This is a genomic window from Pseudomonas sp. LB3P25 (genome assembly GCF_054897985.1).
Genome location: NZ_CM142711.1, coordinates 4,894,149 through 4,916,740, shown reverse-complemented (window position 1 = coordinate 4,916,740; position 22,592 = coordinate 4,894,149). Strand labels below are relative to the sequence as shown.

Genomic DNA, 22,592 nt, shown 5'->3' with positions numbered 1-22,592 from the left:
TCAACGTATGACGTCGATTGCAAGTCGCGGCCTGACCCTGAGTTATCAGCGCCAGGTGATTATTGATGCGCTGGACATGCAACTGCCCAAGGGCAAGATTTCGGTGCTGATCGGCAGTAACGGCTGCGGCAAAAGCACCTTGCTCAAATCCTTTGCCCGGTTGCTGAAACCGCAGCAAGGCTCGGTGATTCTCAACGGTGTGGATATCCAGCAAAAATCCACAGCAGCGGTGGCGCGCGAGTTGGCCATCCTGCCCCAGACGCCGACGGCGCCGGAGGGCATTACCGTTCGCCAGCTCGTGGCCCTGGGCCGATACCCGTATCAGAGCTGGATGCAGCAATGGTCGGCCGAGGATGAAACCATGGTCAATCGCGCGCTGACGCAGACCAGTCTGCAGGCGCTGGCGGATCGGCCGGTGGATGCCTTGTCCGGCGGGCAGCGCCAGCGTGCGTGGATCGCCATGACCCTGGCCCAGGACACCGGCACTGTGCTGCTGGACGAGCCAACGACCTTCCTCGACCTGGCTCACCAGATTGAAGTGCTGGACCTGCTGCGTGACCTCAACCGGCTCGAGAGCAAAACCATCATCATGGTGCTTCACGATCTCAACCTGGCCTGTCGTTATGCCGATCATATGGTTGCGGTGCATGACCGTACGGCATTTGCGCAGGGCCGGCCTGAGGACGTCTTGACTCAGGCGCTGGTCAAAACCGTGTTCGACCTCAACTGCAGGATTATTCCTGATCCGTTCTTTGGTACGCCGATGTGCATCCCGTTTGGCCGGGAATTGCCGCAATGAGTCTGGCTCACCACTTCACCGCGCAAGAGTGGAACGTGCTGGGCGGTGGGTTGCGGTTGAAGGACAGCGCCGAGCGCGACCCATTACGCTCGCTGATGGCGCGTGACCTGTTGCAGGAAGATGTGTGCGAGCGTTTGCTGGACGCATTGACCCCGGTCATTGGCTCACCGTCGCGGGCGATCACCGCCTCACTGCTGGGCAAGCGCCTGTCGTTCCTGGCCACCGGCGCCTGTTTGTACGCCATGTCGGTGTACGACAAAGGCCTGCTGCTGTCTCTGGACAACACGGTGATCGAGTACGGCCATGATGACGGGCTGTGGACGTCTTCGATGCCGCTGGCTCACTCCCTGCCGCTGACGTATGGGGCAGGTGAGCGCGAGGCCTGGCGGGAAACCCTGGTGCAAGCACTGTTTGCCGGGCTGTTGAAGCCGCTGTGGCAAACCTTCAACCGTGTGAGTGGCGTTTCACGGCGCATCTTGTGGGAAAACACCGCTGTACGTGTGTATTCGTTGTATGAAAAGCGCATGGCAAAAATCGATGAGCCGTCGGTACGCGAGCGCTATGAAGCCGACTTCAGGTGGTTGCTGACTCAGGCAGAGCCTTCACTCTTCGGCCTCGATTACAACCCGCTGAGCCATTTCCGCCGACCGCCGACACTGGTGGACGAGGGGCAACGAAGCATTCGCTTTCGGCGAACTTGTTGCTTCTACTATCTGGCTACTGAGCCCGCTGAGTATTGTTCGACCTGCCCACTGCTGCGTCCGGGGAAATGCCAATGAGTTATCAGATCAACCCTCGCCAGCAGCTCGTCAACCCGGAGTTGCTCAACGCCTACCGGTCGATCCCGTCGTCCACCCTCGGCCATTTTTCCGATCGAGGCTTTCTGCGGGGGATCAAGCCGCTGTTCAACAACATCCGCATGGTCGGCACTGTCGTCACCGTCAAAGTCTTCCCGCCGGATGGCAGCATTTTGCGTGAAGCGCTGTTGCTGAGTGAGCCGGGCGACGTGCTGGTGATCGAATGTGTGGGCGACGAGGAGTGTGGTTGCTGGGGCGAACTGCGCACCCTGGCCGGGCTGATCAAAGGGTTGGCCGGGGTGGTGGTGTCAGGTGCCGTCACGGATGTCAGCGCATTGCGTCGCCATGGGTTGCCGATCTTTTGCCGGGACGTCAGTGCGTACACGACCCGTGGCATTGGCGCCCGCGGGGAAGTCAATCAGTCGATCAGTGTGGGCGGGGCTCAGGTGCAGCCAGGGGACCTGGCCATTGGTGATGATGACGGTGTCTTCATCCTCGATGCCGTGCGTGCGGCCGAGCTGCTTCCTGAGTTCTTGGCCAAAGAGGAAATGGATCAGCAGCGCAGGGCCGAATTCTTGCAGAGGCTCAATCAGCGGAAGAGCTGACTTCCCGAGCTAAAATGAAAAGGGGCAACTGTGCAGTTGCCCCTTTTTTTTTCGTCTACCGGTCAGAAGCCGAATTTGTCCCGCAATCCGTAATACCAGGCGCCCAACGCAGCGAACGGTGTACGCAGCAGTTGTCCGCCGGGGAACGGGTAGTGGGGCAGGTCGGCAAAGGCGTCGAAGCGCTCGGCTTGGCCACGTAACGCTTCGGCCAACACCTTGCCCGCCAGGTGCGTGTACGTCACGCCATGGCCGCTGCAACCCTGGGAATAGTAGATGTTGTCGCCCAGGCGTCCGACCTGAGGAAGGCGCGACAAGGTCAGCAGGAAATTGCCGGTCCAGGCGTAATCGATCTTCACGTCTTTGAGCTGCGGGAAGGCCTTGAGCATCTTCGGCCGAATAATCGCCTCGATGTTCGCCGGATCCCGCGCGCCATACACCACACCACCGCCGAAAACCAGGCGCTTGTCGCCAGTCAAACGGTAGTAGTCGAGCAGGTAATTGCAGTCCTCGACGCAGTAATCCTGTGGTAACAGGCTCTTGGCCAATGCTTCGCCCAAGGGTTCAGTGGTGATCACCTGAGTCCCGCAGGGCATCGATTTGGCGGCCAGTTCCGGCACCAGATTACCGAGATACGCATTGCCCGCAACGATGATGAACTTGGCCCTGACCTTGCCCAGAGGCGTATGCACCACCGGACTCGCGCCGCGCTCGATGCGTACCGCCGGCGATTGCTCATAAATGGTGCCGCCCAGCGATTCGACAGCTGCCGCTTCGCCCAGCACCAGGTTCAGCGGATGAATGTGCCCGCCGCTCATGTCGAGCATGCCGCCGATGTATTGATCGCAAGCGACCACTTCACGGATGCGACGCTGATCCATCAGTTCAAGCTGCGTGTGACCGAACCGCTCCCACAGGCGCTTCTGGGATTCCAGATGACCCATCTGCTTGGCGGTAATGGCGGCGAATACGCCACCGTCCTTCAAGTCGCACTGGATATTATATTTGGCGACCCGCTCACGAATGATCCGCCCACCTTCGAACGCCATCTGCCCCAGCAACTGAGCCTGCTTGGGCCCGACACTGCGCTCGATCACATCAATGTCGCGGCTATAACTGTTAACGATCTGGCCACCGTTACGCCCAGATGCACCAAAACCTACCTTCGCGGCCTCAAGAACCGTTACCCGGAAACCGTTTTCCAACAGAAACAGGGCAGAGGACAGACCGGTGTAACCGGCACCGATCACACAGACATCAGTCTCTACGTCATCCTGCAAAGCCGGGCGCGGCGGAACTGCATTGGCCGATGCGGCGTAATAGGATTCCGGGTAGGGAGTGTTCGCCATCCTGCAGCCTCTGTTTAATATATTTTACGAGTGCATCGATCCTACCCGAGATAAAAATCGACCGCCAGCCACCGCAAAATCTTCTTTGCAGCCGCAAAATTAAATATTTTGCATATTCATAGGGTTAGCTCGAAAAAAGGTGTTGACACCCCTCCGGAATTCCGTAGAATGCCGCCTCACAGCAGGCACGTAGCTCAGTTGGTTAGAGCACCACCTTGACATGGTGGGGGTCGTTGGTTCGAGTCCAATCGCGCCTACCAAACAAAATCCGCTCTGCTGGGCGGTCTAGAAGGGCTCACCGAAAGGTGGGCCCTTTTTTGTTGTCTGCGATTTGCAAAACTTTGGCAAAACTCCCACCTCAGAACGCCAATTCGGCGCCCACCTGCAGATGCTCGATCTTCTTTTCGTCGTGCCCCTCCTGATAATGCTTCGTCATCTTCTCGTCCGCATGACCCATCAACGCTTGAATGTATACCTGCGGGAAATTCTGCTGCTCGTACAGCCATGCTCCTAAAGCGCGGATCTCGTGAAAAGTGGGGCGCTCGCCGGCCGGCACGTGGTCGTAGGCGTGTGCCACATAGGGGGGATGGCTGTCGCTTAGCTAAGAGCACATAAAAAAGCCCGGCATATTGCCGGGCTCTCTATAGACGGGGCCAAGTCCCTTTGGCTGACCGCATTGTGCTTGGTAGGTATGACGAAGGAATGACAGGCAGATAAAAAAGCCCGGCGCTGGGTCGGGCTGGACTTACACCCAGCCTTCAGCTGGGGCGTCTACGTTTCAATGAAGAACCCTGCGGCTCTCTCCAATCCTGATCCGATCGAGCGCCCTGTTTAACGCATCCAAGGCATCGAGGAGGGCTTTCGCCTCAGTCTCCCGACCATCGCCCCAGAGGCGTTCAGCCATTTTGTTCAGCGTCTGGATAGAGCGCTCAATTTCAGCTGCGGTCGCCGCTGTATTATTTTCCTGCTGTTTCTTCGGCATTCGGTAACCCGTCTGCAGGGCATTGTTTGGCTCTCAGGAATTCGCGCGAGTACATCATTCACCAGAGCATGTATTTGATCGGTTCCGCTAAGCCTACAGCGCGAACCACGGCCGCCATTCTTCTCGGGTGCAGGGTATCGAATCCATGCGTCGGTCTAGTGCTATTGCCTTCGAAGGGTCGTGAGGATTAAACAATGAAGAAACACCGCGTGTACCGTCAATCTCCCGCACCTCAAAAAAAGCTTGTCGCTTAGGTTTTTGCATTGCTGTTGACGATCCGCTTCGGTGATGGGTATCGGCAACGCGTCGAGCTGCACGCACAGAGAGTGCGATTCAGGCTTGCTGTATCTGACCTGTGAATCATTGAGCGGCCTCACGGTCATATCGCTGACCTTTGCATTTAGGACGTTCAAATGAAGCGTGCAGTAATAATGTTCATGGCCATTTCAGGCTCTCTCCTGCTGGGAGGCTGTGGGCCTCACTGGGATGACGGAGAAAGGTACGGTCGAGATCGTGATCGAGGTCATGATTACCGTCGTGGATACGACCGCGGGTATGACGATGATCGAGGGTATGACCGCGGATATGATCGTCGTGACGATGATCAGCGGTATGATCGCAATCACCGTCGTGACCATGACCGTGACGATAGAGACGACTGACGTCTTCCCGAATACTCGAGCTTCTTCTCGTGCGCGTGCCCATCAACGCCTGTGTCGCACAGTCTCTCCAGCGCTCCAACGATATAAAGCCTCTATAGGGCCGGGCTTTCCGTTTGCACTGGGAATCATCGTGCGCTGTCCATCGTCTTCAGCGGCATGGGTTGTCTGCGATTCAGGCGTAAGATAGCGGTGCTACCTCATCAAAAGGAGCCGCATATGATCGCCGACCAAATGAACAAGCAGGTATCTGAGGACAGAGCTGTTTGGGATCAATACTTCTGTGCTGCGTTGATTGCGGAAAGCAATCTGACGGCACCGGTTGTAGGAGGGGCTACTCATGAAGACAGGCAGAACCTGTTGATTGAAAGGGCCAAAGCTCTCGCCGACAAGATGATGGAAAACAGAAAATAACCAGAGCCCAGCCATCGCGCTGGGCTCTTCACATCTGGATCTCGGTACCGGGCAATCCTTAGCGTTATGGGCTACTACTGACAGGCCAATCCAAATTTCATCCTGACAGGAGTATCTCCATGCTGGCTCACTGGTTTCTTGCGGCGATTCATCTCCTGGCCTTTGCGCTGGGCTTTTGGGCTGTGCTGACTCGCGGGACTGCATTGCGTCGTCTGGCTACCGGCGCGGGGGAGGTTCGTAGCGTTTTGGTCGCCGACAATCTATGGGGGATCTGCGCAGTCATTCTTTTGGTAACGGGTGGGATGCGAGCCTTTGGAGGGTTCGAAAAAGGCACTGACTACTATCTTCACCAGCCACTGTTCCACCTCAAGATGACGTTGTTTGTCTTCATCCTGTTGCTTGAAGTTGCGCCGATGGTGACGCTGATCAAATGGCGGATTGCCCTGAGCCGTGGCGTGGCTATCGATACCGGTCGGACAAAGCTGTTTGCCCGAATCAGTCATATCGAAGCGTTGTTGGTGTTGCTGATGGTTGTGGCTGCCACTGGTATGGCGCGCGGTGTGACGTTTGGTTAGCCGAGATTGATTGGGTTCTTCCTAGGGGTTAATCGGAAGCGTCTGACAGTCATGATAGGAGACTTGCCGATAGTATCGGTTTCGCGTTCTCGACGGCATGATAGAAAGACAGAAAAGCTCCATGACCCTGGGCGAGCGAGTAAAAGGATGGCGATGCGGCGCTTGAATCTTTAGCCAGCCATTGCGCTGTACCGAACGGGCTGGCTACTGACTGCAGCAGGATTCAGGGTGTTTGTGGCTTGTCTGGAGCGGTCAGACCGGCCTGAATTCGCTGATAGATCTCTTCGCGATGCACGGCAACGTCTTTTGGAGCGTTGATGCCGATCCTGACTTGCTGGCCGCTAACGCCCAGAATGGTGATAGTGATGTCATCACCGATGTTTATGCTTTCACCGACTTTGCGGGTGAGTATCAGCATGGTCTTCTCCTTGATTGCTTTGTAGGGCACCTGATTCGGACAGTGCAGAGGTCGGTGTAGTTATAGATTAGTGCGAAGTCTCATAGTTTGGGTGCCTCTTTCTGACGCGCAGATGCTGCATTAATTCCCAAGGCGTAACTATACAGAGGCCGCAACCATCATTCTCGTTGTTTTGAGCCCATTTTGCGGGACTCGGGAAGTATTCATGAATGGTAAAATCGCCGCTTTAAGCATTATGAGGGAAGCGTTGTGCGCAAAATGGCCTTGGTAATCGCAGTACTGGCGTTGGCGGGATGTGGTGAGGGCAAGGATGCGAGTGCTCAAAAGACGCCATCCGCGGCTGTTTCTGCATCGACTACGGCTCCTGCTCCGGCAGCGGGGCCGCAATGGGATCTTGAGGTGCGCGGCGAAACACCCCAGGCCGTCAGCGACTTGAGCGGCTGGCTGATCGAGCACAGCTTCGTTTCCAATGTGGTCAGGGAGAACGGCAAGGATCGGATCCTGCTTGGGCCGTTCGGTACCAAAGCCGAGGCAGAGGCCCGACAGGCTGATTTGAACGTAGCACTGGCCCGGGCGAAAAAGATGAACATCGAATCGCTGATCATTGAGCGTCCGGTGGCTCAGTAATCGCGCATGGTCACCGAGAGGGCCACCTGGGCACCCGACCAGCGAGTGAAGCTGTTCTTTCCGGCGCAGGATGCAGGTGGTTTCGAATGGAAGCCGCCTCAGGCGCTCAAGCACAAAGTGGGCGGTTAGAAACGAACAAAGGCCTCGGGTATCAAACCCGAGGCCTTTGTGTTTCAGCGAGCGCTTAACCGCAGGCTTTCATGTCGACCGGGCCGACAAACTCGTTGCCGCGTCCCATGACGCACGCCACGCTTTGGTTACGCTGTCGTTCCCAGGCCTCTACCGGATAGGTTTTGTTCCAGGCTTCGTACAGTTGTCGATCCTGTTTCGACAGGCGCAAACCGTACTGTTTGCTCATGTAGAAATACGTCCGGGCGATCATGCCGCGTATGGACGGGCGGGGCATGACCTTCTTCGCCTTGAAGTCGACTTGGGTCAGGCACGAGCCATATTGGCCCGACTGCACCGGCAACCAGCCGAAACTGAAGTTGCTGCGATCGCCATTCACCTCACCAATGCTCGGCACCAGGTTATGCAGATCGGCTTCGGCCTTCTGATAGGTCGGATCGTAGCGCGTGCAGTTCTTGCGCCCACCTGCTTGCCAGCACTGACGCTGATGGCCAATCTGCCAAGCCGGAACAATGTGCTCCCACTCGATGCGGGACGCACGCTTGGCGTTTTTGCGCGGTATATAACCGCAGGCTGCGAGGTTGACCTTGTTGCCGGTGTATTTGCACCCGCAATAGAACTCGGTGGATTGCGGTGCGTAGAGCTTCCAGGCGACTTTCTTGGCTTCGTTGAAGGTGCGTGGGGCGCCAGCCTGGGCGCCGAGGGTGATGAACAAAAACAGCAAAGCAAACCAGCGGACACTCATTGACTCAATCTTCCTTCGGCACAACCCAAAAAATCTGCACGCCGCCATCGTCGCGATAGGCGAGGGTGACGTTGTCGTTCTCGTCGATTTCTTCGAGTAATTGTTCCCACTCATCCACGGGTTCGTCCGGTAGACGGAAGATCAATGCGGCTTTGGCTTTTTGGGCGGTGGGGGAATTGATGATTTTCTGAACGCGCATGCCCATGCGTTCATAGGAGTCAGGAGAGGCAGAGGTGTTGGCCACGGAATTATCCTTATTAAGCTGTACGTGCATACAGTATTTAACTGTAAGCATTTTCGCAACTGCTTAAAACTCAAGAAAATCCTCTGACAGCAATTTTTCCGTTTGGTGTAGGACGAAGGGAAAATTTTTATCGAAATATCGGAAGGGGGTGTGAGCCACCCGCCAGGGCTGGCGAGTGGTCAGTGCGGTGCCCGACCGGAACCGGTCGGGCGAGGGCGAATCAGTATTCCCAGAACATCCGTTGCAGCTCTTTGCTGTCGTTGGTCTTGGTCAGTGCGACCATGGCCAGGATGCGGGCTTTTTGCGGGTTCAGGTCATGCGCCACAACCCAGTCGTACTTGTCGTCTGGTTGTTCGGCGTTGCGCAGTACGAAACCGCCGGCGTTGACGTGGGACGAACGAATGATTTGCACGCCGTCCTTGCGCAGGGCTTGCAGTGATGGGACTACACGGGACGAGACTGAGCCATTGCCGGTACCGGCGTGAATGATGGCTTTGGCGCCGGACTGAGCCAACGCTTTGTAAGCGGTATCGCTGACATTGCCGTAGGAATAGGCGATTTCTACGTCAGGCAGGCTCTTGATGGTTTTGATGTCGAATTCCGAGTCCATGGTGTGACGCTTGGCCGGTAGACGGAACCAGTAGGATTTGCCTTCGACCACCATGCCGAGTGGACCCCAGGCACTTTTAAACGCCTCGGTCTTGATGTTGATCATTTTGCTGACATCGCGACCCGACTGGATCTCATCGTTCATGGTCACCAGTACGCCTTTGCCGCGCGCATCTTTGCTGCTGGCCACGGCCACTGCGTTGTACAGGTTCAGCATGCCATCGGCCGACATCGCGGTGCCTGGGCGCATGGAGCCGACTACGATGATTGGCTTGTCGGTTTTTTCCACCAGGTTCAGGAAGTAGGCGGTTTCTTCCAGAGTGTCGGTGCCGTGGGTGATGACGATGCCGTCGACGTCGTTGCTGTCGGCCAGTTCAGCCACGCGACGACCCAGTTGCAGCAGGTTGTCGTTGGTGATGCTTTCGGACGCGATCTGCATGACCTGTTCGCCACGAACGTTAGCCAGTTGGCTGAGTTCTGGAACCCCGGCGATCAATTGTTCGATGCCGACTTTTGCCGCTTGATAGGTAGCGCTGTTAGCGGCGCTGGCGCCCGCGCCGGCAATGGTGCCGCCGGTGGCCAGGATCACCACATTCGCCAGTTTCTGTTGGGTTTCGACTTCTTTTGCCTGAAGGGCGGTGGGCAGAAGCAGCAAGAGGGCCAAGGCGCCCGGAACGAAAGTCTTGAAAGCAGATGTCATTATTTTTCTCTCTAGTAGTGAGACGGTGCTGATGCAGGTTCATCTAGATGCGCTCCAAGCGGATCTGAACGCTTGGGGTGAATGAGATGAGCAGGATCTGTACCAGTCGTACCTTGAATGAGAAAAACTTTTAACTTGATGATTTGTATCAGTATTTATTTTAGTGACCAGAATGATTACACAGTCTGTTGTCCGGGTTTCCGAACGCGTTGAGCGTTTGTGTTCGGCTCTCCGAAAAGTACTACGACCTCTGTAGAGCAAATCGACTTGCAAGATTGCGAATCAGTGCTAAAGAACCTCGCGCTTCGGTCGATGCTCTTTCAAAGGATCTTTCTACTCAGGAGTTCACATGTCGTTATCCATTGGTATCCCAAACGCCGCAGGCGTCACCATTGGTGGCAAGTCCGCCGCTACGATCCAAGCGTTGAACGACGCCACCGCAGAGGCTGCCGATAAGACGCTGGGCGCGAAAGAAGGCGACGACAACCAAGTCAAGAGTGGCCCTTTGGGGTTGGATAAAAGCGCGGGCGCGCAGACCGAAACCCCAGACGAGAGCAACCTGAGTGTGGCGGTGAAAGTCCTGCTCAAACGCATGCAAGAGCTACAACAGCAACTGCGCGAGCAACAGCAACAATTAGCCGCAGCTCAGGCGGCGTCTTATCCGACGCCCGAAGCCAAGGCCACTGTGGTCATGGCAGTTCAAGGACAGATCGCCGACACCAGTAGCGCCTTGCTGGAAGTGTCCGCCGCCCTGGTCAAGGAGCTGGCCAAGGGTTCCAGCACCGGAACGGTGGTCAACACCACGGCATGACTTGAATGCCCGGCTTTTGTCAGCCAGTTCAAATAAATGGTCGTTTCTGCTCGTTGACAAATGTCGGCAGGGTTCGCATAGTTCGGTCTACGCAAACGTTTGCGCGGCGCTCCCGGTGGTTGATCCATCGGTGAGCACCATGAAGCCTACGCCAGCGCAAGCGTTGCTCACAATAATCATAAGATCGGAGTGAACCCATGAAGCTGCCATTCGCTGGACGTCTTCTCGCTGTCGCTATGCTGGCTGCCGCATCCGCCGCTTTGCCCCTCTCTTCGGCTTTCGCCGACACTGAAAAACCTAAAGTCGCCCTGGTCATGAAATCCCTGGCCAACGAATTCTTCCTGACCATGGAAGACGGCGCCAAGGCCTATCAGAAAGACCACTCCGGCGATTTCGAGCTGATCTCCAACGGCATCAAAGACGAAACCGACACGGCTGGCCAGACCCGCATCGTCGAGCAAATGATTCTGGCCAAGGTCAATGCGCTGGTCATCGCACCGGCTGACTCCAAGGCTATGGTTCCAGTGATCAAGAAAGCCATCGATGCCGGTATCACCGTGATCAACATCGACAACCAGCTGGACCCGGCTGTCGTCAAAAGCAAAAACCTCAGCGTACCGTTCGTAGGCCCGGATAACCGCAAAGGCGCGCGTCTGGTGGGCGAGTACCTGGCCAAGCAACTGAAGGCCGGCGACGAAGTCGGCATTATCGAAGGCGTTTCAACTACCACCAACGCGCAGCAGAGAACCGCAGGCTTCAAGGATGCGATGGAAGCGGCGCAGGTCAAGGTCGTCTCCTTGCAGTCCGGTGACTGGGAAATCGACAAAGGCAACAAGGTTGCTGCCTCGATCCTCAGCGAATACCCGCAAGTCAAAGCCCTGCTGGCCGGCAACGACAGCATGGCCGTCGGCGCAGTATCCGCGGTACGTGCAGCGGGCAAGGCCGGCAAGGTGCAAGTGGTCGGTTACGACAACATCAACGCCATCAAGCCGATGCTTAAAGACGGTCGCGTTCTGGCCACTGCTGACCAGTTTGCAGCCCGGCAAGCCGTGTTCGGCATCGAGACTGCGCTGAAGATCATCAAAGGTGAGAAAGTCGACAGCGGCGCCAATGGCGTGATCGAAACTCCGGTAGAGCTGGTCACCAAGTAGTCCTTCTGGCGACACAATGGTGCTCGCCCGTCCGGGCGAGCGCATGGAGAGTTTTTATGTCAGTTTCCGCCCCGAACGCTGTCCTCTCGGTCAGCGGTATCGGTAAGACCTACGCCCAACCGGTCCTGACCGGCATCGACCTGACGCTGATGCGCGGTGAAGTGCTGGCGTTGACCGGCGAAAACGGTGCCGGAAAAAGCACGCTGTCGAAGATCATCGGCGGGCTGGTCACACCGACCGCCGGCCACATGCAATTCCAGGGACAAGATTACCGCCCCGCAAGCCGCACCCAGGCCGAAGACCTCGGCATTCGCATGGTGATGCAAGAACTCAATTTGTTGCCGACCCTGTCGGTGGCGGAGAACCTGTTTCTCGACAACCTGCCCAGCAAGGGCGGTTGGATCAGTCGCAGGCAATTGCGCAAGGCTGCAATCGAAGCCATGGCCCAAGTCGGCCTCGACGCGATTGACCCGGATACGCTGGTGGGCGAATTGGGTATCGGTCACCAGCAAATGGTGGAGATCGCCCGCAACCTGATCGGCGATTGCCACGTGCTGATCCTCGACGAACCGACCGCGATGTTGACGAGCCGTGAAGTCGAAATGCTGTTCGAGCAGATCACTCGTCTGCAAGCCCGCGGCGTGTCGATCATCTATATCTCGCACCGGCTCGAAGAGCTGGCGCGGGTCGCGCAGCGTATTGCGGTACTGCGCGACGGCAACCTGGTTTGCGTCGAGCCGATGGCCAATTACAACAGTGAGCAACTGGTGACGCTGATGGTCGGCCGTGAACTCGGCGAACACATCGACATGGGCCCGCGCAAGATTGGCGCTCCGGCCTTGACGGTCAAAGGACTGACCCGTTCCGACAAGGTTCGCGACGTGTCCTTCGAAGTGCGCGCCGGCGAGATCTACGGGATTTCCGGTTTGATCGGGGCAGGGCGTACCGAGTTGCTGCGCTTGATCTTCGGTGCTGATGCAGCAGACAGCGGCACTGTTGCGCTCGGTTCGCCAGCACAGGTCGTCAGTATCCGGTCACCGGCTGACGCGGTCGGTCATGGCATCGCCCTGATCACCGAAGACCGCAAGGGTGAAGGCCTGCTGCTGACTCAATCGATCAGCGCGAATATTGCCTTGGGCAATATGCCGGTGATTTCCAGCGGTGGCTTCGTCAACAACGGTGACGAGATGGCCTTTGCCCAGCGTCAGATCGACGCCATGCACATCCGCAGCTCCAGCCCAACACAACTGGTTTCGGAACTGTCCGGCGGCAACCAGCAGAAAGTCGTGATCGGCCGGTGGCTTGAGCGTGATTGCTCGGTGCTGCTGTTCGATGAGCCAACGCGTGGCATCGACGTCGGCGCCAAGTTTGACATCTATGCCTTGCTCGGTGAGCTCACTCGTCAAGGCAAAGCGCTCGTGGTGGTGTCCAGCGACCTGCGTGAACTGATGTTGATCTGCGACCGCATCGGCGTGCTCTCGGCGGGACGTCTGATCGACACCTTTGAGCGTGACAGCTGGACCCAGGATGATTTGCTTGCCGCCGCGTTCGCCGGCTACCAAAAACGTGATGCGTTGCTCAATGAAGCAGCGCCTAGGGATCTCGCATGAATACTGCAGTGACTGCCGGCAAACGTAGTGGCAACTTTTACGGCCTCGGCACCTATCTGGGCCTGGCGGGTGCCTTGCTGGCAATGGTCGCGCTGTTCTCGGTTCTGAGCAGCCATTTCCTGTCTTATGACACCTTCAGCACCCTGGCCAACCAGATTCCGGATTTGATGGTGCTGGCGGTCGGCATGACGTTTGTGTTGATCATCGGCGGCATCGACCTATCGGTGGGCTCGGTGCTCGCGCTCGCGGCGTCAACGGTCAGCGTGGCCATTCTCGGTTGGGGCTGGAGCGTGCTGCCTGCGGCGCTGCTCGGCATGGCGGCGGCAGCACTGGCTGGCACCATCACCGGTTCGATTACCGTGGCGTGGCGGATCCCGTCATTCATCGTGTCCCTCGGCGTGCTGGAAATGGCCCGCGGTGTGGCCTATCAAATGACCGGATCGCGCACGGCCTACATCGGTGATGCCTTCGCCTGGCTGTCCAACCCGATCGCCTTCGGCATCTCGCCATCGTTCATCATTGCCTTGCTGATCATCTTCATTGCCCAGGCAGTGCTGACGCGTACCGTGTTTGGTCGTTACCTGATCGGCATCGGCACCAACGAAGAGGCGGTGCGTCTGGCAGGGATCAATCCGAAGCCCTACAAGATCCTGGTATTCAGTCTGATGGGGCTGCTGGCCGGTATCGCAGCGCTGTTTCAGATTTCTCGCCTGGAAGCGGCGGATCCGAATGCCGGTTCCGGCCTGGAGTTGCAAGTGATCGCCGCGGTTGTGATCGGCGGCACCAGCCTGATGGGCGGTCGCGGTTCGGTCATCAGTACGTTCTTTGGGGTTCTGATCATTTCTGTATTGGCGGCCGGTCTGGCGCAGATCGGCGCGACTGAACCCACCAAACGCATCATCACCGGCGCGGTGATCGTGGTGGCGGTGGTGCTTGATACTTATCGCAGTCAGCGCGCAAGCCGGCGGACCTGAGTCATGGCAACGATCAAGGATGTGGCAGCGCTCGCGGGAATTTCCTACACCACGGTTTCCCACGTCGTGAACAAGACTCGGCCGGTGAGCGAAGAGGTGCGGGTCAAAGTCGAGGAGGCGATCAGAACCCTCGACTATGTGCCCAGTGCTGTGGCCCGGTCCCTCAAGGCAAAAACCACGGCGACCATCGGGTTGCTGGTGCCCAATAGCCTCAACCCGTACTTTGCCGAACTGGCGCGAGGCATTGAGGATTACTGCGAGCGTAATGGCTACTGCGTGATCCTCTGCAACTCCGACGACAACCCGGACAAGCAGCGCAGCTATCTGCGCGTGCTGCTCGAAAAGCGCATCGACGGGCTGATCGTCGCTTCGGCCGGTGGTGACGCGGGGCTGGCAGAAGGCCTGGCAGGCGTGCGTACGCCGATGGTGATCGTCGACCGTGGACTGGAAGGTGTGAATGCCGACCTGGTGCGAATCGATCACGAATACGGCGCCTATCTGGCGACCCGCCATCTTCTGGAATTGGGGCACCGGGATATTGCCACCATTGGCGGCCCGGCGAGTACCAGCGTGGCGCAGATGCGTCTGGCCGGTTATTGCCGCGCCCTGAAAGAGGCGGGTGTCGAAGTGTCCCGCGAGCGCATGCTGGAAAGCGACTTCACCAGCACCGGCGGTTACAACGCCGCCGCGATCCTGCTGGAAAAGAACCCGCCGAGCGCGATCTTCGCCGGTAACGACATGATTGGCATCGGTGTGCTGCGAGCGGCGGCCGAGCGCAACATTCGTGTACCGACAGAGCTGTCGGTGATCGGCTTCGACGATATTCAGATGAGCCGCTATGTGTACCCGGCGCTGACCACCGTGGGGCAGTCGATTCTGCAACTCGGTGAGATGGCGGCCGAAGTGCTGTTAAGAAGAATCGCCACACCGGATATGGCCACCGATCAACGGATCGTGACGCCCAGTATTGTTTTGCGGGAGTCGACTGCGCCGCTGGCCGGTGTGTTCGCCCAGTTTCGTTGAAATAGAAAGCCCCTAAACCAAAAGCACCGCTGAAACAGAATTTATGAGTAGTGATGTATGCCAGCAAAAGTAGTGGTTATAGGCAGCCTGAACATGGACCTGGTCACCCGGGCGCCACGGCTGCCACGTGGCGGTGAAACGCTGATCGGCGAGTCGTTTGCCACGGTTTCCGGTGGCAAGGGCGCGAACCAGGCGGTCGCCGCGGCGAGGCTGGGGGCGCAGGTGTCGATGGTCGGCTGCGTGGGCAGTGATGCCTACGGCGAAGAGCTGCGCGGGGCGCTGCTGGCCGAGCAGATCGATTGCCAGGCGGTCAGCACCGTCGACGATTCCAGTGGCGTAGCGTTGATTGTGGTCGATGACAACAGCCAAAACGCAATCGTGATCGTTGCCGGTGCCAACGGTGCGCTGACGCCAGCGGTGATCGACCGTTTCGATGCAGTATTGCAGGCCGCGGACGTGATCATCTGTCAGCTGGAAGTGCCGGATGCCACTGTCGGTCATGCGCTCAAGCGCGGTCGTGAATTGGGTAAGACCGTGATCCTCAATCCGGCGCCGGCCAGCCGCCCGCTACCGGCGGACTGGTACGCGTCCATCGATTACCTGATACCCAACGAAAGCGAGGCCTCGGCGTTGAGTGGATTGCCAGTGGATTCTCTGACATCTGCCGAAACCGCTGCGACCCGGTTGATCGCCATGGGTGCCGGCAAGGTCATCATCACCCTCGGTGCTCAAGGTTCGCTGTTCGCGAACGGCAAAAGCTTCGAGCATTTCCCGGCTCCGAAGGTGAAAGCTGTCGATACCACGGCGGCTGGCGATACCTTCGTCGGTGGTTTCGCCGCTGCACTGGCGGCCGGCAAAAGCGAGGCCGACGCGATCCGCTTCGGCCAGGTCGCCGCGGCGCTGTCGGTGACCCGTGCTGGCGCGCAACCTTCAATTCCCACCTTGTCCGACGTACAGGCCTTTAAAGCACCATGAAAAAGACACCTTTGCTCAACGTCGCGCTGTCGCGGCTGATCGCATCCCTGGGCCATGGCGACATCGTGGTAATCGGCGATGCAGGTTTGCCGGTGCCGCCAGGCGTTGAACTGATCGACCTGGCCCTGACTCACGGTATCCCGGATTTCGTCAGCACGTTGAAGGTTGTACTCAGCGAAATGCAGGTCGAGAGCCATGTATTGGCCCAGGAGATCCTGGACAAAAAGCCGTCGACGTTGGCGACGCTCGATGAGCTGAATGCCGAAGGTGCGCTGGGTCCGCGTGAGCTGCTCAGTCATGACCAATTCAAAGTCCTCAGCCGACAGGCACGGGCGATTGTTCGTACGGGTGAATGTCAGCCGTACTGCAACATCGTGCTGGTGGCAGGGGTTACGTTCTAACCCGCTGTTGTCTTTCTGCTGTCCCACGCACAAGGAGTGCGCTATGCACCGCTATGCTCAGAAACTGCACCACTTGCTCTGGAGTCTGCTGCTTTTGTCCCTGATTACCGCAACAAGCGCCCAGGCGGCGGAAAAGATCGACTTGATCATCGACACCGACCCGGGGGCCGACGACGTGGTTGCCTTGCTGTTTGCCCTGGCGTCGCCGCAAGAACTGAACATTCGTGCGCTGACCACCGTCGCCGGCAATGTGCGTCTGGACAAGACTTCGCGAAATGCGCGACTGGCCCGCGAGTGGGCGGGGCGCGAGGAGGTGCCGGTCTACGCGGGCGCACCGAAGCCGCTGATGCGCACGCCGATCTATGCCGAGAACATCCATGGCAAGGAAGGCCTGTCGGGCGTCACCGTACATGAGCCGAAGAAAGGCCTGACCCAGGGCAATGCGGTCAACTACCTGATCGACACCTTGAAGGCCGCCAAGCCCCACAGCATCACCATCGCCATGCTCGGTCCGCAGACCAATCTGGCTTTGGCGCTGATCCAGGAACCTGAAATCGTTCAGGGCATCAAGGAAGTGGTGATCATGGGCGGTGCGCACTTCAACGGCGGCAACATCACCCCGGTGGCCGAATTCAACCTGTTCGCCGACCCGCAGGCGGCTGAAGTGGTGTTGAAAAGTGGCGTGAAGTTGACCTACCTGCCGCTGGACGTGACCCACAAGATCCTCACCAGCGACGCGCGCCTGAAGCAGATCGCGGCAATTAACAACAATGCCAGCAAGCTGGTGGGCGATATTCTTAATGAATACGTCAAAGGCGACATGGAGCACTACGGCATTCCGGGTGGCCCGGTGCATGACGCGACGGTCATTGCCTACCTGCTCAAGCCTGAGTTGTTCACCGGTCGTTCGGTCAATGTGGTCGTTGATAGTCGCGAAGGCCCGACCTTCGGTCAAACCATCGTCGATTGGTATGACGGCCTGAAAGCGCCGAAGAATGCCTTCTGGGTTGAAAGTGGCGACGCCCAGGGCTTTTTTGACCTGCTGACCGAGCGTCTGGCTCGTCTGAAGTAAGCCATACACCCGCAGGTGCCAGCCTGCGGGTTTTACGCCCGTTCGTTCTCTGTCAGGCCTATATAGTCGGCGGGGTATTTCTCGAATATCTGCGCGATGAATTTCTTGGCCGCTTCGGTTCCCAGTTCCTTGACCAATAGATCGATACCAATGATTGCCAACTCTTCCGGGCTGCCTGGGCTGTAGGAGCTGTGACCCTGTGGCCACTTGACTGTGATGTTGGCGTCGATGCTTATGGTGGACATGATGGCGCTCGTGAAGTCGGGAAAGTCTGAGTGTGGAGTTAACCATTTTGCGCGACTTTTGACACTCCGACTTAGGCATGAGGGGAGGGCTATGCGACACTTGGTCTTTGACGAATTTTCAAGGACTGTGCTGTGCAGATCGATTTGAACGCTCCTGACGGCTTGACCCTTGAGGCCGTACGTCAGCTGCTGGCTTCCGCCAGCGACGATGAACACACTCAATTACGGGTGACCAAGGGCGGGGTCGCCTACATTTCATCAGGCATTGTGGGCGGCACTGATATCAACGGGCTGCTGTTTCGTCTGGAGACGTGGGCCAAGGGTTCCGGTTATGTAGGATTGGTCGCGGCCAGTGACGAGGTCTGGGTCATGCAGATTTTCAATGCGCTCAAGGAAAATTGGCCGAATCCGCCTTTCGACTACATCGACATCTATTGAGTGCTGTTCATATTCAGTCACGATTGAGTAATCAACGGCAGGGCGATGCTCAGGCAAACTCGCCGCGTGTCCGAATCGAGGGCAGGGTGCTAGTACTCCCTGCGAAACCAAACGCCAGATTGGCGGTCGCACGATCTCAGCTTAACTATTGAAAAAAGGAGGCTTCATGCCTTGGAAGCTCGCGTCATTGGGTACTTTGTTGGCCGTTGCCATGCTGGCCGGTTGCAGCACTCCCTCCACCGAGTCGACAACAGACCCTGTCACGACCACTGACACGGGGCACAGCCGTTGTGAGGCGAAGGCTGCCGAATTCACCATTGGCAAAAAGGCTTCGCCTGAACTGCTGGAGCAGGCGCGTACCCGCGCAGGCGCGCAGAATGCACGGTTCCTCTTGCCCACCGACATGGTGACCCTGGAGTACCGCTCCGATCGCCTGAACCTGAATACCGATGCCAATCGGGTCGTCACCCGCGTCAACTGCGGCTGATCGCTTCAGGCTTTTGTTTCGCCCATAAAAAACCCCGTCACGTGGACGGGGTTTTTTTAGTGCGGCTGAAAATTACTCAGCGCGGACTTGTGCAGCTTGCATACCCTTTTGGCCTTTCTCAGCCACGAAGGAAACGGTCTGGCCTTCTTTCAGGCTTTTGAAACCGTCGCTTTCGATAGCTTTGAAGTGTACGAACAGGTCGTCACCGCCACCTTGAGGAGTGATGAAGCCGAAGCCTTTTTCATCGTTGAACCATTTAACGGTGCCGGTTTGGCGATTAGACATGGTGTATCTCCAAGAAACATATATTTTCAGTAGTGCTGTGCTGCTCAGGCCAACTGGGCACACCGGGGTATCATAGTCGAAATGTTCGCTTTGGGAGCCCCCCGGACGTGCTGTTTGCCCTGCAGTCGCGTTCTGTTTGCTGCTTTGTTTGGCTGCAAGCCCCGTTTTAAAAGGCTTTCAGCCAAAAGTAAAGACAATAAAAAAACCTGTAAAACCTGCATAAATTGTACGAAAAGGCGGTTTTCAGAGGCTTTTTACTGTCGTTGCAGGCGCAAAAAGCGCTCTGTCGGGCTTATTTTTTCGCCTTGTTATCGGCTTTGCACGCGCCAATTTGCGTCAGTGCCTTTTGTTTCAGGGCGTCAGTGGCCGTGTTGTCCATCAGGGACTGGATGTCTTTGGCAGGGTACGATTTGATGGCATCGGCGCCGCAAGCGCAATGAGCCTTCGCTGCTGCAGCACCGATCTGCGGAGTGGCTGCTTCTGTGCACTGAGCCATATATTTCTCGCGCTCGCCCTTCGGCCAATCGGCATGGGCGGCCAGTGGCAGCAGCAGAACGAGGGGGGCGACTACTGCGAACAAACGTTTCAGATGCATGCTGGGATGCTCCTTGTGGGTCAATGTCTTGTTATCTGAGGGGTAAAGCAGGGTTCAAGTTCAGCACTCTGGCATAAAATTGCCTGATTTGCCCCGGTGCAAAGCCCCGGTGCATCGACGACCGTTCATCTGTGCTAGCATGCCTCGCTCGGGCTTTTGCAGGCTCCGGATGACCTTCAGTCCCGGTAGCGGCAGATGCGCGAATAACCCTGATTTGAATCCCAGTCACTCTGGTTCGGTTTTCCGGTTGGCCGCAAGGCTCCTGCCGCTGTAAGGCAGGCGTTCGTCATTGAATGGCCTGGATCGGATCTTGTACTGGCTCATCCCAACCCACGTGACCTTTGGTAGGGGTCACCACTAGGAGAGGAGGCGCCATGCCAACTATTACTCTTCCCGACGGCAGTCAACGTTCATTCGATCACCCGGTATCCGTAGCCGAGGTCGCCGCATCCATTGGTGCAGGTCTGGCCAAAGCCACCGTGGCCGGCAAGGTCGATGGCAAGCTGGTCGACGCCAGCGACATCATCGATAGCGACGCTACGCTGCAAATCATTACGCCAAAGGATGAAGAGGGGCTGGAGATCATTCGCCACTCTTGCGCCCACCTGGTGGGTCACGCGGTCAAGCAGCTGTACCCGACGGCCAAGATGGTCATCGGTCCGGTCATCGACGAAGGCTTCTATTACGACATCGCCTTCGAACGTCCTTTCACTCCGGACGACCTGGCCGCCATCGAACAGCGCATGCAGCAGCTGATCGAAAAAGATTACGACGTCATCAAGAAAGTCACTCCGCGCGCCGAAGTGATCGAAGTGTTCAAGGCTCGCGGCGAAGACTACAAGCTGCGCCTGGTCGAAGACATGCCGAACGAGCAGGCTATGGGCCTGTACTATCACGAAGAATACGTCGACATGTGCCGCGGTCCGCACGTGCCGAACACGCGCTTCCTGAAATCCTTCAAGCTGACCAAGTTGTCCGGCGCCTACTGGCGTGGCGATGCAAAGAATGAGCAATTGCAACGCGTTTACGGCACTGCGTGGGCAGACAAGAAGCAGCTGGCGGCTTACATCCAGCGCATCGAAGAAGCTGAAAAGCGCGATCACCGCAAGATCGGCAAGCGTCTGGGCTTATTCCACACCCAGGAAGAGTCGCCGGGCATGGTGTTCTGGCACCCGAACGGCTGGACTCTGTACCAGGTGCTCGAGCAGTACATGCGCAAGGTTCAGCGCGACAACGGCTATCTGGAGATCAAAACTCCGCAGGTCGTTGACCGCAGTCTGTGGGAGAAATCCGGGCACTGGGCCAACTACGCTGACAACATGTTCACCACCCAGTCGGAAAACCGCGATTACGCCATCAAGCCAATGAACTGCCCTTGCCACGTGCAAGTGTTCAATCAGGGGCTGAAAAGCTACCGCGAATTGCCGATGCGTTTGGCCGAATTTGGTGCTTGCCACCGTAACGAGCCGTCGGGTGCGCTGCACGGCATCATGCGTGTGCGTGCGTTCACTCAGGATGACGCCCACATCTTCTGCACCGAAGAGCAGATGCAGGCCGAATCCGCCGCGTTTATCAAGCTGACCATGGACGTTTATGCCGACTTCGGCTTTAAAGACGTCGAGATGAAGCTGTCCACTCGTCCGGAAAAACGCGTTGGTTCCGACGAACTGTGGGATCGCGCCGAAGCTGCTTTGGCTGCAGCCCTTGATAGCGCTGGCTTGCCGTACGATTTGCAGCCGGGCGAGGGTGCGTTCTACGGTCCGAAGATCGAGTTCTCGCTGAAAGATTGCCTCGGCCGCGTCTGGCAGTGTGGTACCCTTCAGCTCGATTTTAACCTGCCTATCCGTCTGGGAGCCGAATACGTCTCCGAAGACAACAGTCGCAAGCACCCGGTAATGTTGCACCGGGCGATCCTGGGCTCCTTCGAACGTTTCGTCGGAATCCTGATCGAGCACTACGAGGGTGCATTCCCTGCGTGGCTGGCTCCGACCCAGGCAGTGATCATGAACATCACAGACAAACAGGCCGATTTTGCCGCTGAGGTTGAAAAAACTCTCAACGAAAGCGGATTTCGTGCCAAGTCTGACTTGAGAAATGAAAAGATCGGCTTTAAAATCCGCGAGCATACTTTGCTCAAGGTTCCCTATCTCTTGGTTATCGGAGATCGGGAAGTCGAGATGCAGACTGTCGCTGTGCGTACTCGTGAAGGTGCTGACCTGGGCTCGATGCCCGTCGCCCAGTTCGCTGAGTTTCTCGCGCAAGCGGTTTCCCGGCGTGGTCGCCCAGATTCGGAGTAATTACTATTAAGCGTGAAATGAGACAAGATAAACGAGCTGCACCGAAGGCCCCGATCAACGAGAATATCTCGGCACGCGAGGTTCGGTTAATTGGGGCTGAGGGTGAACAGCTTGGGATTGTGTCAATTGAAGACGCGCTTCTTAAGGCTGAAGAGGCCAAACTGGATCTGGTGGAAATTTCCGCCGATGCAGTACCCCCTGTTTGCAAACTGATGGACTACGGCAAATCGATCTTCGAGAAGAAGAAGCAGATTGCCGCGGCCAAGAAAAACCAGAAGCAGATTCAGGTTAAAGAAATCAAGTTTCGTCCAGGGACGGAGGAAGGGGATTACCAGGTAAAACTGCGCAACCTGGTACGTTTCCTGAGTGATGGGGACAGGGCCAAGGTATCCTTGCGATTCCGCGGCCGTGAGATGGCCCACCAGGAGCTGGGGATGGAACTCCTCAAGCGAGTTGAAGGTGACTTGCTCGAGTACGGTTCGGTCGAACAGCATCCTAAGATGGAAGGACGCCAACTGATCATGGTCATCGCCCCGAAAAAGAAGAAGTAATCAATAGGGCACGGCAGGCCTTCTGATT

29 protein-coding genes and 1 tRNA gene are annotated in these 22,592 nt (G+C 57.3%); 20 read left to right on the top strand and 10 right to left on the bottom strand.

The features are described from left to right. Window positions 1-7 precede the first annotated feature (7 nt). The 3 genes from ACYZTW_RS22580 to ACYZTW_RS22570 are packed head-to-tail and all read left to right on the top strand — an operon-like array spanning window position 8 to window position 2,201. Window positions 8-799 carry an ABC transporter ATP-binding protein gene (locus tag ACYZTW_RS22580; RefSeq protein WP_462001875.1) on the top strand — a complete coding sequence of 264 codons (792 nt, stop codon included), beginning with the start codon at window positions 8-10 and terminating at the stop codon, window positions 797-799. Continuing rightward, window positions 796-1,578, top strand: a complete 783-nt coding sequence (locus ACYZTW_RS22575; RefSeq protein ID WP_462001874.1) for an IucA/IucC family C-terminal-domain containing protein — start codon at window positions 796-798, stop codon at window positions 1,576-1,578. The genes ACYZTW_RS22580 and ACYZTW_RS22575 overlap by 4 nt, the downstream gene beginning before the upstream one ends. Further along, window positions 1,569-2,201 carry an RraA family protein gene (locus tag ACYZTW_RS22570; protein ID WP_462001873.1) on the top strand — a complete coding sequence of 211 codons (633 nt, stop codon included), beginning with the start codon at window positions 1,569-1,571 and terminating at the stop codon, window positions 2,199-2,201. Before ACYZTW_RS22575 ends, ACYZTW_RS22570 begins: the two co-directional genes overlap by 10 nt. A 62-nt stretch (window positions 2,202-2,263) precedes the next feature. Here ACYZTW_RS22570 and ACYZTW_RS22565 read toward each other — a convergent pair whose 3' ends face one another. After that, window positions 2,264-3,547, bottom strand: coding sequence for an NAD(P)/FAD-dependent oxidoreductase (locus tag ACYZTW_RS22565; protein ID WP_462001872.1), 1,284 nt, complete (start codon window positions 3,545-3,547; stop codon window positions 2,264-2,266). 183 nt (window positions 3,548-3,730) lie between these two features. On the opposite strand from ACYZTW_RS22565, the gene ACYZTW_RS22560 reads away from it, so the two are divergent. Beyond that, window positions 3,731-3,807: transfer RNA gene (locus ACYZTW_RS22560), tRNA-Val, on the top strand. Window positions 3,808-3,905: 98 nt separating this feature from the next. Here the strand turns inward: ACYZTW_RS22560 and ACYZTW_RS22555 are convergent. Together ACYZTW_RS22555 and ACYZTW_RS22550 are read right to left on the bottom strand one after the other, a co-directional pair. Next, complete coding sequence (locus ACYZTW_RS22555; RefSeq protein ID WP_462001871.1) at window positions 3,906-4,124, bottom strand: tyrosine-type recombinase/integrase; 219 nt, start codon at window positions 4,122-4,124, stop codon at window positions 3,906-3,908. 201 nt (window positions 4,125-4,325) lie between these two features. Then, complete coding sequence (locus ACYZTW_RS22550) at window positions 4,326-4,529, bottom strand: hypothetical protein (protein ID WP_462001870.1); 204 nt, start codon at window positions 4,527-4,529, stop codon at window positions 4,326-4,328. 413 nt (window positions 4,530-4,942) lie between these two features. Here ACYZTW_RS22550 and ACYZTW_RS22545 point away from each other — a divergent pair, with 413 nt between their 5' ends. The 3 genes from ACYZTW_RS22545 (at window position 4,943) to ACYZTW_RS22535 (ending at window position 6,177) form a co-directional block, all read left to right on the top strand. After that, window positions 4,943-5,191, top strand: coding sequence for a hypothetical protein (locus tag ACYZTW_RS22545; protein ID WP_462001869.1), 249 nt, complete (start codon window positions 4,943-4,945; stop codon window positions 5,189-5,191). 216 nt (window positions 5,192-5,407) lie between these two features. After that, the gene (locus tag ACYZTW_RS22540; protein WP_074875283.1) at window positions 5,408-5,602 is read left to right on the top strand and encodes a hypothetical protein; all 195 of its coding nucleotides are present in this window, start codon (window positions 5,408-5,410) and stop codon (window positions 5,600-5,602) included. 119 nt (window positions 5,603-5,721) lie between these two features. Further along, window positions 5,722-6,177 (top strand): DUF2214 family protein, encoded by a 456-nt coding sequence (locus ACYZTW_RS22535; RefSeq protein WP_462001868.1) that lies wholly within the window; start codon window positions 5,722-5,724, stop codon window positions 6,175-6,177. Between the two features lie 223 nt (window positions 6,178-6,400). Here the strand turns inward: ACYZTW_RS22535 and csrA are convergent, their stop codons facing one another. Beyond that, window positions 6,401-6,595: a carbon storage regulator CsrA gene (gene csrA, locus ACYZTW_RS22530; protein ID WP_007938114.1), complete on the bottom strand. Its 195-nt coding sequence runs from the start codon at window positions 6,593-6,595 to the stop codon at window positions 6,401-6,403. Between the two features lie 249 nt (window positions 6,596-6,844). Between csrA and ACYZTW_RS22525 the strand changes: the two genes are divergently transcribed. Then, a complete protein-coding gene (locus tag ACYZTW_RS22525) occupies window positions 6,845-7,222 on the top strand; it encodes an SPOR domain-containing protein (protein WP_462001867.1) in 378 nt (125 codons plus the stop codon). A 184-nt stretch (window positions 7,223-7,406) separates the two neighbouring features. On the opposite strand, the gene ACYZTW_RS22520 is transcribed toward ACYZTW_RS22525, so the two are convergent. From ACYZTW_RS22520 to ACYZTW_RS22510, 3 genes are all read right to left on the bottom strand, one after another. Beyond that, on the bottom strand, window positions 7,407-8,096 hold the full coding sequence (locus ACYZTW_RS22520; protein ID WP_462001866.1) for an endonuclease: 690 nt from the start codon (window positions 8,094-8,096) through the stop codon (window positions 7,407-7,409). Between the two features lie 4 nt (window positions 8,097-8,100). After that, on the bottom strand, window positions 8,101-8,391 hold the full coding sequence (locus tag ACYZTW_RS22515) for a DUF1654 domain-containing protein (protein ID WP_462001865.1): 291 nt from the start codon (window positions 8,389-8,391) through the stop codon (window positions 8,101-8,103). Between the two features lie 169 nt (window positions 8,392-8,560). Then, window positions 8,561-9,649: an asparaginase gene (locus ACYZTW_RS22510; RefSeq protein ID WP_462001864.1), complete on the bottom strand. Its 1,089-nt coding sequence runs from the start codon at window positions 9,647-9,649 to the stop codon at window positions 8,561-8,563. A gap of 349 nt (window positions 9,650-9,998) precedes the next feature. Here ACYZTW_RS22510 and ACYZTW_RS22505 point away from each other — a divergent pair, with 349 nt between their 5' ends. The 8 genes from ACYZTW_RS22505 (at window position 9,999) to ACYZTW_RS22470 (ending at window position 17,666) form a co-directional block, all read left to right on the top strand. Continuing rightward, window positions 9,999-10,460: a hypothetical protein gene (locus tag ACYZTW_RS22505; protein ID WP_462001863.1), complete on the top strand. Its 462-nt coding sequence runs from the start codon at window positions 9,999-10,001 to the stop codon at window positions 10,458-10,460. A 197-nt stretch (window positions 10,461-10,657) separates the two neighbouring features. Beyond that, the gene (locus tag ACYZTW_RS22500) at window positions 10,658-11,611 is read left to right on the top strand and encodes a substrate-binding domain-containing protein (RefSeq protein ID WP_462001862.1); all 954 of its coding nucleotides are present in this window, start codon (window positions 10,658-10,660) and stop codon (window positions 11,609-11,611) included. A 56-nt stretch (window positions 11,612-11,667) separates the two neighbouring features. After that, entirely contained in the window at window positions 11,668-13,221 is a 1,554-nt protein-coding gene (locus tag ACYZTW_RS22495; RefSeq protein WP_462001861.1) for a sugar ABC transporter ATP-binding protein, read from the top strand. Next, the gene (locus ACYZTW_RS22490; RefSeq protein WP_008145645.1) at window positions 13,218-14,195 is read left to right on the top strand and encodes an ABC transporter permease; all 978 of its coding nucleotides are present in this window, start codon (window positions 13,218-13,220) and stop codon (window positions 14,193-14,195) included. Before ACYZTW_RS22495 ends, ACYZTW_RS22490 begins: the two co-directional genes overlap by 4 nt. 3 nt (window positions 14,196-14,198) lie before the next feature. Beyond that, the gene (locus ACYZTW_RS22485; RefSeq protein WP_462001860.1) at window positions 14,199-15,218 is read left to right on the top strand and encodes a LacI family DNA-binding transcriptional regulator; all 1,020 of its coding nucleotides are present in this window, start codon (window positions 14,199-14,201) and stop codon (window positions 15,216-15,218) included. A gap of 57 nt (window positions 15,219-15,275) precedes the next feature. Then, window positions 15,276-16,193 (top strand): ribokinase, encoded by a 918-nt coding sequence (rbsK, locus tag ACYZTW_RS22480; protein WP_462001859.1) that lies wholly within the window; start codon window positions 15,276-15,278, stop codon window positions 16,191-16,193. Next, window positions 16,190-16,594 carry a D-ribose pyranase gene (gene rbsD / locus ACYZTW_RS22475; RefSeq protein ID WP_462001858.1) on the top strand — a complete coding sequence of 135 codons (405 nt, stop codon included), beginning with the start codon at window positions 16,190-16,192 and terminating at the stop codon, window positions 16,592-16,594. Before rbsK ends, rbsD begins: the two co-directional genes overlap by 4 nt. A gap of 43 nt (window positions 16,595-16,637) precedes the next feature. Beyond that, window positions 16,638-17,666 carry a nucleoside hydrolase gene (locus ACYZTW_RS22470; RefSeq protein ID WP_462001857.1) on the top strand — a complete coding sequence of 343 codons (1,029 nt, stop codon included), beginning with the start codon at window positions 16,638-16,640 and terminating at the stop codon, window positions 17,664-17,666. A 32-nt stretch (window positions 17,667-17,698) separates the two neighbouring features. On the opposite strand, the gene ACYZTW_RS22465 is transcribed toward ACYZTW_RS22470, so the two are convergent. Continuing rightward, window positions 17,699-17,911 carry a hypothetical protein gene (locus ACYZTW_RS22465; RefSeq protein WP_462001856.1) on the bottom strand — a complete coding sequence of 71 codons (213 nt, stop codon included), beginning with the start codon at window positions 17,909-17,911 and terminating at the stop codon, window positions 17,699-17,701. Between the two features lie 132 nt (window positions 17,912-18,043). Here ACYZTW_RS22465 and ACYZTW_RS22460 point away from each other — a divergent pair, with 132 nt between their 5' ends. Together ACYZTW_RS22460 and ACYZTW_RS22455 are read left to right on the top strand one after the other, a co-directional pair. Beyond that, on the top strand, window positions 18,044-18,349 hold the full coding sequence (locus tag ACYZTW_RS22460; RefSeq protein WP_462001855.1) for a hypothetical protein: 306 nt from the start codon (window positions 18,044-18,046) through the stop codon (window positions 18,347-18,349). Window positions 18,350-18,515: 166 nt separating this feature from the next. Beyond that, window positions 18,516-18,836, top strand: a complete 321-nt coding sequence (locus tag ACYZTW_RS22455; RefSeq protein WP_415759996.1) for an I78 family peptidase inhibitor — start codon at window positions 18,516-18,518, stop codon at window positions 18,834-18,836. A 72-nt stretch (window positions 18,837-18,908) separates the two neighbouring features. Here the strand turns inward: ACYZTW_RS22455 and ACYZTW_RS22450 are convergent, their stop codons facing one another. Both ACYZTW_RS22450 and ACYZTW_RS22445 read right to left on the bottom strand, forming a co-directional pair. After that, the gene (locus ACYZTW_RS22450; protein WP_007905882.1) at window positions 18,909-19,121 is read right to left on the bottom strand and encodes a cold-shock protein; all 213 of its coding nucleotides are present in this window, start codon (window positions 19,119-19,121) and stop codon (window positions 18,909-18,911) included. Window positions 19,122-19,413: 292 nt separating this feature from the next. Next, a complete protein-coding gene (locus ACYZTW_RS22445; RefSeq protein WP_462001854.1) occupies window positions 19,414-19,716 on the bottom strand; it encodes a hypothetical protein in 303 nt (100 codons plus the stop codon). Window positions 19,717-20,090: 374 nt separating this feature from the next. On the opposite strand from ACYZTW_RS22445, the gene thrS reads away from it, so the two are divergent. Together thrS and infC are read left to right on the top strand one after the other, a co-directional pair. Then, on the top strand, window positions 20,091-22,013 hold the full coding sequence (gene thrS / locus ACYZTW_RS22440) for a threonine--tRNA ligase (RefSeq protein ID WP_462001853.1): 1,923 nt from the start codon (window positions 20,091-20,093) through the stop codon (window positions 22,011-22,013). After that, window positions 22,013-22,564: a translation initiation factor IF-3 gene (gene infC, locus ACYZTW_RS22435; RefSeq protein ID WP_169857083.1), complete on the top strand. Its 552-nt coding sequence runs from the start codon at window positions 22,013-22,015 to the stop codon at window positions 22,562-22,564. Before thrS ends, infC begins: the two co-directional genes overlap by 1 nt. Window positions 22,565-22,592: the final 28 nt, after the last annotated feature.

Bases quoted from the DNA above. Each gene is read 5' to 3' on its own strand.
- ACYZTW_RS22580 (WP_462001875.1), top strand. From the start codon at position 8: ATGACGTCGATTGCAAGTCGCGGCCTGACCCTGAGTTATCAGCGCCAG.
- ACYZTW_RS22575 (WP_462001874.1), top strand. From the start codon at position 796: ATGAGTCTGGCTCACCACTTCACCGCGCAAGAGTGGAACGTGCTGGGC.
- ACYZTW_RS22570 (WP_462001873.1), top strand. From the start codon at position 1,569: ATGCCAATGAGTTATCAGATCAACCCTCGCCAGCAGCTCGTCAACCCG.
- ACYZTW_RS22565 (WP_462001872.1), bottom strand. From the start codon at position 3,547: ATGGCGAACACTCCCTACCCGGAATCCTATTACGCCGCATCGGCCAAT.
- ACYZTW_RS22550 (WP_462001870.1), bottom strand. From the start codon at position 4,529: ATGCCGAAGAAACAGCAGGAAAATAATACAGCGGCGACCGCAGCTGAA.
- ACYZTW_RS22545 (WP_462001869.1), top strand. From the start codon at position 4,943: ATGAAGCGTGCAGTAATAATGTTCATGGCCATTTCAGGCTCTCTCCTG.
- ACYZTW_RS22540 (WP_074875283.1), top strand. From the start codon at position 5,408: ATGATCGCCGACCAAATGAACAAGCAGGTATCTGAGGACAGAGCTGTT.
- ACYZTW_RS22535 (WP_462001868.1), top strand. From the start codon at position 5,722: ATGCTGGCTCACTGGTTTCTTGCGGCGATTCATCTCCTGGCCTTTGCG.
- csrA (WP_007938114.1), bottom strand. From the start codon at position 6,595: ATGCTGATACTCACCCGCAAAGTCGGTGAAAGCATAAACATCGGTGAT.
- ACYZTW_RS22520 (WP_462001866.1), bottom strand. From the start codon at position 8,096: ATGAGTGTCCGCTGGTTTGCTTTGCTGTTTTTGTTCATCACCCTCGGC.
- ACYZTW_RS22515 (WP_462001865.1), bottom strand. From the start codon at position 8,391: ATGCTTACAGTTAAATACTGTATGCACGTACAGCTTAATAAGGATAAT.
- ACYZTW_RS22510 (WP_462001864.1), bottom strand. From the start codon at position 9,649: ATGACATCTGCTTTCAAGACTTTCGTTCCGGGCGCCTTGGCCCTCTTG.
- ACYZTW_RS22505 (WP_462001863.1), top strand. From the start codon at position 9,999: ATGTCGTTATCCATTGGTATCCCAAACGCCGCAGGCGTCACCATTGGT.
- ACYZTW_RS22500 (WP_462001862.1), top strand. From the start codon at position 10,658: ATGAAGCTGCCATTCGCTGGACGTCTTCTCGCTGTCGCTATGCTGGCT.
- ACYZTW_RS22495 (WP_462001861.1), top strand. From the start codon at position 11,668: ATGTCAGTTTCCGCCCCGAACGCTGTCCTCTCGGTCAGCGGTATCGGT.
- ACYZTW_RS22490 (WP_008145645.1), top strand. From the start codon at position 13,218: ATGAATACTGCAGTGACTGCCGGCAAACGTAGTGGCAACTTTTACGGC.
- ACYZTW_RS22485 (WP_462001860.1), top strand. From the start codon at position 14,199: ATGGCAACGATCAAGGATGTGGCAGCGCTCGCGGGAATTTCCTACACC.
- rbsK (WP_462001859.1), top strand. From the start codon at position 15,276: ATGCCAGCAAAAGTAGTGGTTATAGGCAGCCTGAACATGGACCTGGTC.
- rbsD (WP_462001858.1), top strand. From the start codon at position 16,190: ATGAAAAAGACACCTTTGCTCAACGTCGCGCTGTCGCGGCTGATCGCA.
- ACYZTW_RS22470 (WP_462001857.1), top strand. From the start codon at position 16,638: ATGCACCGCTATGCTCAGAAACTGCACCACTTGCTCTGGAGTCTGCTG.
- ACYZTW_RS22465 (WP_462001856.1), bottom strand. From the start codon at position 17,911: ATGTCCACCATAAGCATCGACGCCAACATCACAGTCAAGTGGCCACAG.
- ACYZTW_RS22455 (WP_415759996.1), top strand. From the start codon at position 18,516: ATGCCTTGGAAGCTCGCGTCATTGGGTACTTTGTTGGCCGTTGCCATG.
- ACYZTW_RS22450 (WP_007905882.1), bottom strand. From the start codon at position 19,121: ATGTCTAATCGCCAAACCGGCACCGTTAAATGGTTCAACGATGAAAAA.
- ACYZTW_RS22445 (WP_462001854.1), bottom strand. From the start codon at position 19,716: ATGCATCTGAAACGTTTGTTCGCAGTAGTCGCCCCCCTCGTTCTGCTG.
- thrS (WP_462001853.1), top strand. From the start codon at position 20,091: ATGCCAACTATTACTCTTCCCGACGGCAGTCAACGTTCATTCGATCAC.